Origin of the sequence: Acinetobacter sp. YH12226 (genome assembly GCF_013417805.1) — a bacterium.
Taxonomy (GTDB): Bacteria; Pseudomonadota; Gammaproteobacteria; order Pseudomonadales; family Moraxellaceae; genus Acinetobacter.
On record NZ_VPDG01000012.1, the window covers coordinates 88,877 to 99,816 of the forward strand.

Annotated in this window: 12 protein-coding genes and 1 pseudogene; 12 read left to right on the top strand and 1 reads right to left on the bottom strand. The window is 33.9% G+C overall.

Going from position 1 to position 10,940, the window contains the following annotated elements; translation table 11 throughout:
• Positions 1–78 precede the first annotated feature (78 nt).
• The 6 genes from FTV08_RS11895 (at position 79) to FTV08_RS11920 (ending at position 6,415) form a co-directional block, all read left to right on the top strand.
• Positions 79–555, top strand: coding sequence for a hypothetical protein (locus FTV08_RS11895; RefSeq protein WP_005005780.1), 477 nt, complete (start codon positions 79–81; stop codon positions 553–555).
• Between the two features lie 167 nt (positions 556–722).
• Complete coding sequence (locus FTV08_RS11900; protein ID WP_005005779.1) at positions 723–2,513, top strand: hypothetical protein; 1,791 nt, start codon at positions 723–725, stop codon at positions 2,511–2,513.
• A complete protein-coding gene (locus tag FTV08_RS11905) occupies positions 2,506–3,108 on the top strand; it encodes a hypothetical protein (protein ID WP_005005776.1) in 603 nt (200 codons plus the stop codon). The genes FTV08_RS11900 and FTV08_RS11905 overlap by 8 nt, the downstream gene beginning before the upstream one ends.
• Before the next feature lie 125 nt (positions 3,109–3,233).
• The gene (locus tag FTV08_RS11910) at positions 3,234–4,079 is read left to right on the top strand and encodes a hypothetical protein (protein ID WP_024160863.1); all 846 of its coding nucleotides are present in this window, start codon (positions 3,234–3,236) and stop codon (positions 4,077–4,079) included.
• A 685-nt stretch (positions 4,080–4,764) separates the two neighbouring features.
• Positions 4,765–5,895: a hypothetical protein gene (locus FTV08_RS11915; RefSeq protein ID WP_005005771.1), complete on the top strand. Its 1,131-nt coding sequence runs from the start codon at positions 4,765–4,767 to the stop codon at positions 5,893–5,895.
• 7 nt (positions 5,896–5,902) lie between these two features.
• Entirely contained in the window at positions 5,903–6,415 is a 513-nt protein-coding gene (locus tag FTV08_RS11920) for a hypothetical protein (RefSeq protein WP_005005767.1), read from the top strand.
• 65 nt (positions 6,416–6,480) lie between these two features.
• Here FTV08_RS11920 and FTV08_RS11925 read toward each other — a convergent pair whose 3' ends face one another.
• Positions 6,481–7,134, bottom strand: a complete 654-nt coding sequence (locus FTV08_RS11925) for a hypothetical protein (protein WP_180087404.1) — start codon at positions 7,132–7,134, stop codon at positions 6,481–6,483.
• Between the two features lie 164 nt (positions 7,135–7,298).
• Between FTV08_RS11925 and FTV08_RS11930 the strand changes: the two genes are divergently transcribed.
• The 6 genes and pseudogenes from FTV08_RS11930 to FTV08_RS11955 all read left to right on the top strand — a co-directional run.
• A complete protein-coding gene (locus FTV08_RS11930; protein WP_005005760.1) occupies positions 7,299–7,721 on the top strand; it encodes a hypothetical protein in 423 nt (140 codons plus the stop codon).
• Between the two features lie 5 nt (positions 7,722–7,726).
• Entirely contained in the window at positions 7,727–8,236 is a 510-nt protein-coding gene (locus FTV08_RS11935; RefSeq protein ID WP_005005759.1) for a hypothetical protein, read from the top strand.
• 9 nt (positions 8,237–8,245) lie between these two features.
• A complete protein-coding gene (locus tag FTV08_RS11940) occupies positions 8,246–8,734 on the top strand; it encodes a hypothetical protein (protein ID WP_005005757.1) in 489 nt (162 codons plus the stop codon).
• Positions 8,727–9,506 (top strand): M48 family metallopeptidase, encoded by a 780-nt coding sequence (locus FTV08_RS11945; RefSeq protein ID WP_005005756.1) that lies wholly within the window; start codon positions 8,727–8,729, stop codon positions 9,504–9,506. The genes FTV08_RS11940 and FTV08_RS11945 overlap by 8 nt, the downstream gene beginning before the upstream one ends.
• A 15-nt stretch (positions 9,507–9,521) precedes the next feature.
• Positions 9,522–10,457 (top strand): hypothetical protein, encoded by a 936-nt coding sequence (locus FTV08_RS11950; protein WP_005028393.1) that lies wholly within the window; start codon positions 9,522–9,524, stop codon positions 10,455–10,457.
• 37 nt (positions 10,458–10,494) lie between these two features.
• Positions 10,495–10,940: pseudogene (locus tag FTV08_RS11955) on the top strand (IS3 family transposase); the annotation flags it as partial.

Genomic DNA, 10,940 nt, shown 5'->3' on the forward strand with positions numbered 1-10,940 from the left:
AAAAATGCTTTTAATCGTAGTCTAATTAACGAATTGATGCTATAATGTCTACTCAGAATGCCTATGGGAATTCGAGATATGCAATATCAATCATTTAGTCTTAGACATCAAAAAATACTCATTGACTTCAATGTGTTTAGCTCTGGCTCGTCTGATATTTTGCTAAAAGGTGTTTTATCTGCCGAATTGCTTATTCTAGTTGATAATTTAAATGCATTTTATTCTGCAGAAGACGGTAGATACGTTGTATCAGCTGAAAAAGTTAACCACGTTACAGGTCTAGATTTTAATAAGAAAACTATCAACCAGATCATGCGTGAAGCTTGTGATTTATCATTTATGATTGATACAGATGCGAAGCAAGCTGCAGCACCTATGATTGACGAAATTCAAATCTTATCAAGTGGCGATATTACTTTTAAACTCACTAAAAGCTTTGATTTTTTTAGAAATTCTCTTAGTTTTAAAAGCATATATGAGAAGCTACCATACAGGTTCACTACTTCTAAACTAGAGTTACCGCAGATCGGTCAACAAATAATGTTAATTGCGTAATTAAGCCTCTGACGAGGCTTTTTTATTGTCTAAAATTTAGTTAGTATATACACAGCTTTAAAGCGAAAAGACTACAACGTTAGTTGGGTTGCAAATATATTTTTATTTTTATTTTTTAATTCAATCTCAGGCAATGTACGTTGTACGTTGTCTAAAGTGGAGCAGTTATGCAAGATTCTTCACAAGTCTGCATAAGTAAAGGAATTTCAGAAGATGAAATTTTTGGACTATCGCAGTCAATCAAAGACTCAATTATTAATGCCGAAACAAAAACCATGGATCTCTTGGGTTACGGCAACAAAATCAGTAATTTCATAGTCGAATGTTATCTAGATATTCCAGTTGTTGATCAATTCATTTTTTACTTAATGTTGGTGAATGCCAAAAATAAGTATGCACATCAGCTGCAGCGCGTTATCGCTGAAAAACCTGAATTATCCCAAATTGAAGCATTACAACTAGCGAACAACTTTGTTCTGAATTTTGAATACATCCGTCAAATTCTTTTATTCAAAAATAAAGCTAATTACCTTAGCAATGGCCGTATCAAATCTTTGGCATGGAATACGCTAAATAGTGTTGGTAAAGTGATGCTACCAATGAGCTCTTTACGCCAAATGGACAGCGAACCATTTTCAAGAAATGACGTAGACAGCGTAACTCATAAAAGAATGTTTGCCAGTACGGGCTATTTTGAATTAGATAACAATGCGTTTATTTGCTATCAGCTTGAAGAAACGTTGATTGCCAATCTATCTGAATTAGATTTTGATAAAAAGGGGCGCTACACAGTTCTCGACACTTTAACGGTTCTTGGATTTAAGGACCGTTTTGATCTTTATATGTATAACTTGATGAAGATCAATGAGTTTCGTGGCGAAGTGGTTATTCCTTACATTGACTTCAAAGCATTAACCGAGTTTTCAGTAGAATTTAAATACAAAGCAAGTGATTTTTACCGTAAACGACTTCTTGTTTCATTAGAAAGACTGAATAACAATCCATCTATTGAATTATTTATTTCTGTTAAGTATGAACCATGCAATAAGCGTACACCAGATCGTGACAATTTTTGCAATTATCGTTTTCAGATTCAGTTGAAGTCCAACTATCGTAAAGCGCTTAATACATTAAATGAAATGTGTGCAAAGGTTCAGGATGAACAGGGCAATGAGCTTAAAATCAGTAATGCGCTCTTCACTTCAGCAATTCGATTGAATAATGGTGAACCTGAAAAAGTAATAGAACTTGTTAAGGATCGTTTAGCTGCTTATACAACTAAGAATGGACCATCATATTTAGCTAAAAATCTTAATTTGGTTGCGTCTTATGTTACGCGAGCTCTAGAAGATCTATATAAAAGTAATCACTTCTTTGAAAGATTCCTAAACGATATGAAGCAAGCAGATAATTTACTTTATCTGAGAAATCGTGATAAGAAAGTTGAGATCGAAAACAAAAGTGCATCTACTTTCTCAAGCGAATTCATTAATATTCGCGACAAAGTTGATGTTACCACTTGTGAAATTCTTACAAACGCTGAGTACATTTCAAAGAAAACGGAAGCTACTGTAATTATTGATTATGCTTTCATACGTAATTCTATTTTTATTACACATCCTCATTTGCGCCACCAGCGAAATGCAGACGAGAAAAAATACATAGATCTCGTGTGTGAAAGCACAAAGCTTTGCCAAATATTCTTTGGTACGGGTAATGAAAATAAAAAAACGTTAACTCAAAACTATTTAACAGAACTCCTGTTTGAACATTTTTTTGATGATAATTTCCACTTGAACTCAGATGTATTAAAGAATCTTCTAAAAAAAGATAAGGACTATTGGGTACAAGAAAAGCAAAAGACATTTATGCGGTTGTGGAAACTTGCAAATGAGTTCAGTTTAAAAGCTATTAGTCCAGCGAACTACAACGGTAAAGAGAGTTCAGACAATGAATAATAAACTTTATTTATGTGCAATTTTTACGGCTACTATATTGAGTAGTAGTGCAAATGCCGATTTTAGTGATTGGTATAAAAAAGCAACTTCAAATGAAGATTCAACTCAGCAAGTGCCAGCTCAACAACAGCAAGCACCTGGTCAAATTCAACAGCAAGCACCAGTTCAGGTTCAGCAACAGCCGATACAGCAAAGACAATATAATTCTAATCGGAACACCACAGCTACGCGTTACCAAAACAATAATGCAAATGTCACTGGTGATTCTGGCCTTGAAGCACGAATGAATAACTTGAATTCGACCATTGAGAATCTAAACAAGTCATCAAAAAGTGGTGACAACCTCACGAATAACTATCTAAATATTGTTCAATTCATAGTGATAAACGAAGAAACACGTAAATTGGATGGTAAAGACAATACATCACTGATCAATAACATGTTGGCTGGTATTGTGAGTTGTCAGAATAAATACAAAGTCGATGTTATACAAAAAGTGAATAATCAACTCCCAAGAGATGTTGCTAACACCGTACAACGGTATTTAAGCCAGAATGGACGCTCTATTGGTGCAAACGGCAACTGTTTATACTAATTAAACCCCCTTTTAAAACCGTCCTTAAAAGGCGGTTTTTTTTATTCTTAAAACATACCTATTTATTTTAAAACCACATTCTATATACTACTAACAGTTTAATGAATATTAATGTGGGTTTTATCATGATCAGTTCTAAAACAATATATGAACTATATCAATTGCTGAATCAATCCGAAGTACAAGAATTAAAATCATCTATAACTGAGACTTTTGGTGCAGATGTGGAAAGTGAAGTTGATAAAAGCCCGGTCTTACAGCAAAAGATCAATTATTTTATTTATCAATATATACATCTCAAGCATCCAGAAAGAACAGACAAGATCTTATTCGATGCAAATGAGTCGGCTCACGAGGTTGTAAAAACAGAACACCTTAAAAGTGAGCCAGTACCCTTATTAAAAGATTTTGTATCAAACAGCAGCAATAAAAGTTTAGCACCTGAAGAACAAAAAGATGTAATTGCAGTCACTTTACCAGCCGAATTATCTGACATTCCTGTTGAACCAACAAATCAAAACCATACAGGAAATAATGAAGTAAAACATGACTATAACATTATCCTTGATGGTCGAACTAAGCTAAATATATTGCTCGAAAGATATTTAAGTGGTGTTGATGATGTGGCTCGTGAAATCATTGTGAAGTGCTTTCTTGTTATCTCTATATTTGTAGCACTGATCTCTCTTGTTATGGTTCTTCTGAATACGACCAATATTAACCAGATCCAAGAAATGTATGATATTGGCCATAAAACATTCCTATTCCAATATGCTGAAGTCTGCAATGTAAATGTTGAAGTTGCAAAAGCGAATCCATGTGTTATCTCAGAAATCAATAAACGTATTTCTGAACTATCAAATAGCAGATTTTGGAACACGTTCGGGGTGGTGCTTTTCTCACTTTTATCGTGCTTTTTCTTCTACCATATCTCTACTTACCGTGATTCTAAAGATAAGCACAACGGCTAGTCTTAAAAGGAGGGTAGGGTGTTTTAAAATGGTCTTAAAAGGCCATTTTTTTATTTTAATAACAAAGTTTTATAGTTGATAAAAGGTATTCTAAAAGTATAATAGATACACTCTTAAAACTGGAACGCGTTGTGCTTTTTAAAATTCCAAAAACGGGTGAGATTGATTCAAGTGAACAATCGATGACAGGCCTGGTACTCAAATCGGCATACAACTTAGTTGCCATTTTCAATATTTGCTACATCTTTGTAGTTGTATTCTTTGTGTTTGAAATGTTTTTAAATACAACGATATACAAGATTAAATATCTACCAGAAACCCTCAATACTCCATCATATATATTGCAAATCATCATATTCATTTTATGTTTTTCTTCACTTCTGTATGCGATAAACAAAATGTTTGATGAAAAGTATATCCCTACACGCAAAGAAATCTATCTATTCCTTATCTCTTTTACTATCAATAGTTTATCAATGTTTAATTTTTTAGCTACCAAATAACACTGTAATACCAAGTTCCCACCGTAGCCTAAGCAAAAGTTACCTGTTTTTTTGGGTTTTAAAAGCAGTGAACAAGGGCAGAATTAAAACACAAAAAAATAAAATTAATAGTTTTAAAAAATATTTTTTAAAACTAAATCAGTGATAATATGTAACCAACGTTAAGTTTAAGAAAGTATATTATGTCTGATATTCGCAGCATCTATTTTTACGGTAATAATAAAAGCATCAAATTGGGTAAAAACCCAATCTTAAATACTGTCTTTGAAATTTTTCCAGCCACTAAAACCCCTTTAAAGCGGATTCTTAATCATAACCACCAGTGGGTTAGTAATTGCGCTTTTTACGTGCCTAACGATGTGAAAAGTGAATGGGTTAAAACGGTAACACTTTCAATTTTGACAATCTCAATTATGGCTTCCTTCCGTAATGCAATTGCACAGCAAAAAGGGTTGTCACCAAACGATGAAGCACTTGATGAAGAGGTAGAGAACCTTGTGCCAGATTCGTTATTCAATTCTGCTATTGAATTATCGGATCTTAAAAAAAGTTTATTAGAAGTTCTGCCAAATTTAATGAGCGAATACCTTGCACAAAACTTTGGTGAATACGAAAGCATTATTACAAACGGTGTAGCTAAGCTTTTTATTGATAACCATGAATTTTTGGATAAGCAACTTGATTCTGATGCTGGAACAGATAATCAGATTTCAATGTTAAATTTTACTGACAATGCAGATGAATTATTTCACACAACAAACTATATTTTAGTCCGTATTGCTGATTCAAATGAAAACTTGAAAATCAACTTTACTAACAGCAAACCACATGCAGAACACTTAGGCCGAATTCTGCATACATTGTTGGGGGATGAAAGTTTTGAGATCTCAAAAGGTTCAATTGAGATACCTAATGACGAAGATGGCCAAGAAATTTTCATCTTTGAAAAAGAAACGAACTTTATTGATTTTTACAATTCATTATTGCTGGAAGTTAGTTTTTTTCTAGATCATGCAACAGTCTTAGAGCATATAGAAAAGTATGCACCAATTAACCAAACACTAAGCAGTTTGAGTGAGAATTTAGAAAAGAATATTAACTTTGTCATTTCTTCATTCAAAGAAACTCGCGATCTATCTGCATATTTAGAAAGCCGTGCTCAAATCATAGGGTTAATTCATGAAGCTGCACAAATCGCCAGCATTGAAATACAGCCAGTTGCTCAGGCTAAGGACCTTAAATCGTTAATTGAATCGCATCACCTGGTTACTTTTAATGATAAAGACACCTTTAAACAATTTAATTTATTTTGAGGTGAATATGAAATTTGTTATTAAAAATGGCATTGGTACACGTAAAGTCGAAGTGGATCTCGCATTAGATATACCATTGGTGCTACAAAAATCCATTTCTGTAATTGAGTATGAAGATTTCTTTAAATATTTTAGTGAGCAACATTTTCACATTTGCAAATTTAGAACGTTGAACTTTAAAGATAATAGCGTAGAGGGAAGTAGTAAGGAATTAAATCGCTTTATCTGGCTTGCTATGGCACATCAAGCTTATATGGAGCGTAAAGCTTTACTACCAAGTAAATATATTGCGGATCTAGAAGCTTCAATTTCAAGCATGTTTAATTTAGAGAGCGAATCGCGAGAATGGTACCGAGCTATTCACAAAGCCATAGATGCTTACCTTAAATCACAATTTCCTGAAGCAATAGAGTTTTTACCTTCCAACATTGCACCACTGGATGAAGTGACTAAAATTCTTATGCAAGAAGTACAGCCAGTGATACCAGTTGCAGACGAGCCAGCGAAGCTTTATAGCTGATTCTAGAAATAATTAAGACATAAAAAAACCATCTAAAAATTAGATGGTTTTTTTTGTTTGTGTTTTTATAATTTTGCGAATACTTCAGGATTGTCATTCATAAACTGTTCAATGAAATCATTGTCTAATTCGACATGTTTTGGAAGCTTCTCATGTTCACGAACAATGGATTTTATAGATTCAATATTTTGCTGATTGAAAACAGGTGTTGTACGGCTCATATAGCCAGTATCAGCCATCGCATAGCGATCATCAAACATACCTGAAGAGGTATTAGAATCGACTTCTGAGTCGCTTATAGATAGTGTTAAGTTGCGGTCTTCAGCTAACTTTAAAATGAATTCGTCAGAGATAAAGTTACGTAGCTCATGCAGCATAGATTCAACTTTATTGTGTTTAAAAAGCACCTTTGCAATTGAACGACAAGATAAGAAACCTTTTGTGATGTTTAGATCTAGTAATTTTTGAGGAATGATTGGATCGCTTTTCTTGTTGCTATTCGCGATCTGTTCAACTTCTTCATCAGTCATAGAAGCTATAATGTTTTTAAAGAAATTGCCATATTGAAACTTTTCAATTTTCTCCAGCATTGTCACTTGTTCTGTATCTAATAAGCAAAAAGAAATAGGTTTAAGCTTGCGTTGGTCGGTTTTGCTTAAACTGCCATTTTGGTTTAAGCGGTTCTCTTTGGTTTTAGCGTTAGTTTTAGAGTTAGTCATTTTAAACACCTTTCAATATGTTTTAAACTTTGGTTAATACCAATAATCATATTATAAGTGGTTTTAGCTAAAATACAAAAAATGAACATTTTGTTTTTTTAAAAAAATCTTTTAAATGTTTTTCGTATATACTATAAGAATATCTATCTTAAAAGGTATAACTCGTGATTAAAACTGATACAGGCGATACGGTTGGAGGGGGTTTAACGAATCCTCAGGATGAAGTTCTAGCATTGTTAGAAGAGTGCTTAAACTCTGAACAATATACAGCTCGTATTACTTATATTTGTGAAGATGGCGGTCAATTAGTAGGTAAAAAGGCAGCTTTAAAGATTTTAAAGGAACAAGAGGACAATGGTTTAATGCTGGTTCCAATACCAGTCTTAGGAAAACAACTAAGAGTCTGGAGTGGTTTAAGTAAAACCAAAATGTCTAGTCACACAGGATTGTACAACAATATACAGTGGTCAAAGTTTGAAAGTGGCGAAAAGTTAATAACAAAGCAAGCGTGGACATTACTTCAACTTAGACTTGGGGTTCATCCAAAATACAAATTGGTTTTAAAAAATGAATTAGATGTCGAGTGAATTATATGTTAGTGAAATTAGCCCTTAGTGGTCATGCTTCTCCAGAAGCTTTAAGTAAATTTGAACGTATCAAAGCGTATGTGCCAGATAGCGCACCTGTTTTGGTCACATACTTTAATAAACAAGTTTTATTAAGTGATTTACTGGTTAATTTTTCTAATTTTTTACCATCGCTCGAAATCACAAAAGATAAAGACATGCTGGTTACGATTAGAGGAAATGAAACACCTTTAGTCGAATTTATTGTCAATTTAAAACTATACAGCATGAAATTAGGCAAACTTTTCTTTGAATTTGAGAATCAATTTAAAGAAAAAGAGCAAGACTTTAAGGGCTTTATTAAACGTCACAAACTTAAAGGTTTTGATCATGCCAATTTTGTTAATTACGTGAAACTAGGTGCATATGATAGTGCTTTAGACATTATCAAACACCAGTACGAAAGCGTTAAAAAAACATTCTTTGTACTGTTTAAAGATCGTTTCACCCTATTAGAAAGCAAGGGTTTTATTTAAGGATATTCTATGGAAATGTTAGATCCATCAAACACAAACCCTGGGCTCTTTTTAGTCATAATGGCTACGGCAATTGGTACCATACTTTTTGGTTTTTTAATTGTCGCTTTAATTGCACGATATAAGTTCAAGATTAGAGTTACGGTATCTAGTTTTATAGCTGCAGTTACTTTATCTGTATTTAGCTTTATATGCTTTGGTTCACTTGGTCCGATGGAACCTAAATACAGTACTTCAGTTGTTCAGCTTTATGCGTTGGGCTTACTGGCTGGTACTTTAATATTAAATATAGTTCTTCTGAAATTATTCAGCCCTAAAACTATTGAACAGTTAGCTTTGAAAGGTTTTAATAAGTCAGAAAATGAACAAAAAGAGCATTACAAAAACATCTTAAAAGAGTTTAAATGTATTACTGATTTGGAAGATAAAAACAAGCTTAATAAGCGCAGTTTTAACTTGTTAAATGTTTTTAAACATAAAGGAAAACAAAATGTTTGATTTTAAGATGAAATCTTTGTGTGTTTTGGCTGTTGCCGGATCTCTTTTAACTGGTTGCGTATCTAGTACTATTGATGGAATGGGTTCTAAACGCAAACAAATCATGTTGTATTCTGAAAAAGAATATCTTCAGCAAAGTACTCAGTCTTACAACAACATCATCACGACTGCTAAACAGCGTGGATTGATTGTGAATAACGCTCAAGTAAATAGAGTAGCAAAACGTCTTATCGCACAAGTTCCACATTATCGAGCTGACGCAGCAAATTGGAATTGGGAAGTTAATACAATCCGAGATAATGAAATCAACGCGTTTTGTCTATCTGGAGGCAAGATCGGTGTGTTGACTGGTTCTATCACAAAAATTAATGCAACTGATGATGAATTGGCTGCACTGATCGGCCACGAAATTGCACATGCTTTACGTGATCATGGGCGTGAAAAGGTAAGTAAAAAGCTTTTAACTGGTTTAGGTGTGCTTGCAGCTAGTTCGGCTGGTCTTGGTGACATGGTTGTATCTGGCACAAGTTTACTAGGCGATTATGGGGTTAACTTACCTGGTTCGCGCAAACTTGAAAGTGAAGCGGATCTTCTAGGTGTTGATATTATGGTTCGTGCTGGTTACAACCCACAGGGCGCAGTCAGCTTTTGGAATAAAGTAGTAGCCCAAGAAAAACAGGGCACTAAAATTGATTTCTTATCAACGCATCCTACTTCAGAAAAAAGAATTGTAGCGATCCAAGAATACATCAACCAAAATTACAGGAAATAATATAAGGAGCTGGTTATGGATATTTACACAGTTATCCGAGTGAGCAAAAAGTTGTTTGACCACGGTTATGTTGTAATACCAGAACACAAAGTAGATTTTAAATCGGCTTTACTGCTCTTAAATGAACAAACCGTTGATGATCGATTTCTAATATCTAAAGATATAGTAGGTGCTGAAATCAGAGGGAATTTTGCCTTAATTGAAAAGGAGGGGAAGTTTCAATTGTTTACCAAAGGAATAGATTACTTTTGTTTGAATGTTGAGCCTGAAAAATCCAGTACTGATCCTAAACCTGAAAAAGAGGTAAAAAAGAGTAAAGTAGTTCTCAAAAACCGTTATTTATATAAAAGTGGCGTGAAGAAGATAGGGGAGCTGGACACGTACAAGAAAAGAAGCGTCAAGATTACGAATGTAGGAAAACCATTTGTACTAAAACAAAAATTGCATGACGTTCCAGATTGGCTTTTTGAAAAGCTAAAAGACCAAGATGTATGTTGGATCTATTTTGAATATGCTGAAGAACAATTATCAGAGGCACCAATAGAAACTGCACCAATCAATTTAAAAAGTGACATTGAAAGTTGTGTTAAATACTTTAAGTTACATGGTGAAAAAACAAGAAAAAAACCAATTATCAATGCTGAAGCACCAGGTAACGTAAACCTATTCAGATATTGTGATTTACGGCGCATTGATCAGGAATTAAAAGTCTTATTTGTTTGTAGTGAAAACTATCTTTGGTTACTGGAACAAAATAGACAAGATCCACTACCTAACATCAAATTAAACAATATTAGTTTTGGCGGTTGGATCATTCCCAAGACGACAAACCAAGATATGTTGAATAAGCTAATAATGTTAGATAAAGAATTAAAAACGAATCCAGATGCTTATCTTCTAAGTGTACGAGAGAGAGATGGATCCGTAAATTTGAACAACTCCTATAAGTGATATTCTGCTCCTCAAATGATGTTATAAACATCAATATATGGAGTATTTTATGGCACGTAGACCAAGAAGAAATCATTCAAATGATTTTAAAGCTAAGGTAGCACTTGCTGCGATTAAAGCAGAAAAAACACTTGCTGAATTGAGTGCTGAGTTTGATGTTCATCAAAACCAAATTATTGACTGGAAAAATCAATTGATCTCAGCTTCCTCGCAAGCTTTCGATCAATCAAAAGCTCCAACAGAACCACCCATCGATCTAAAAAAACTACATGCAAAAATCGGTGAGCAGGCATTAGAAATTGATTTTTTAGAAGGTGTGTTGAAGAAACTGGGCCGCTTCAACCACAAAAGTTAATCGACGACTCACTTCAGATTTCAGTATCTAAGCAAGCTAAGCTGCTGAAAGTCTCCCGTGGTTGTTATTACTATCGCCCAAAACCTGTGAGTGCATCAGATCTGAAGCTGATGCGATGTATTGATGAA

Coding starts and splice junctions, on each gene's coding strand:
- FTV08_RS11895 (WP_005005780.1), top strand. CDS start 79: ATGCAATATCAATCATTTAGTCTTAGACATCAAAAAATACTCATTGAC.
- FTV08_RS11900 (WP_005005779.1), top strand. CDS start 723: ATGCAAGATTCTTCACAAGTCTGCATAAGTAAAGGAATTTCAGAAGAT.
- FTV08_RS11905 (WP_005005776.1), top strand. CDS start 2,506: ATGAATAATAAACTTTATTTATGTGCAATTTTTACGGCTACTATATTG.
- FTV08_RS11910 (WP_024160863.1), top strand. CDS start 3,234: ATGATCAGTTCTAAAACAATATATGAACTATATCAATTGCTGAATCAA.
- FTV08_RS11915 (WP_005005771.1), top strand. CDS start 4,765: ATGTCTGATATTCGCAGCATCTATTTTTACGGTAATAATAAAAGCATC.
- FTV08_RS11920 (WP_005005767.1), top strand. CDS start 5,903: ATGAAATTTGTTATTAAAAATGGCATTGGTACACGTAAAGTCGAAGTG.
- FTV08_RS11925 (WP_180087404.1), bottom strand. CDS start 7,134: ATGACTAACTCTAAAACTAACGCTAAAACCAAAGAGAACCGCTTAAAC.
- FTV08_RS11935 (WP_005005759.1), top strand. CDS start 7,727: ATGTTAGTGAAATTAGCCCTTAGTGGTCATGCTTCTCCAGAAGCTTTA.
- FTV08_RS11940 (WP_005005757.1), top strand. CDS start 8,246: ATGGAAATGTTAGATCCATCAAACACAAACCCTGGGCTCTTTTTAGTC.
- FTV08_RS11945 (WP_005005756.1), top strand. CDS start 8,727: ATGTTTGATTTTAAGATGAAATCTTTGTGTGTTTTGGCTGTTGCCGGA.
- FTV08_RS11950 (WP_005028393.1), top strand. CDS start 9,522: ATGGATATTTACACAGTTATCCGAGTGAGCAAAAAGTTGTTTGACCAC.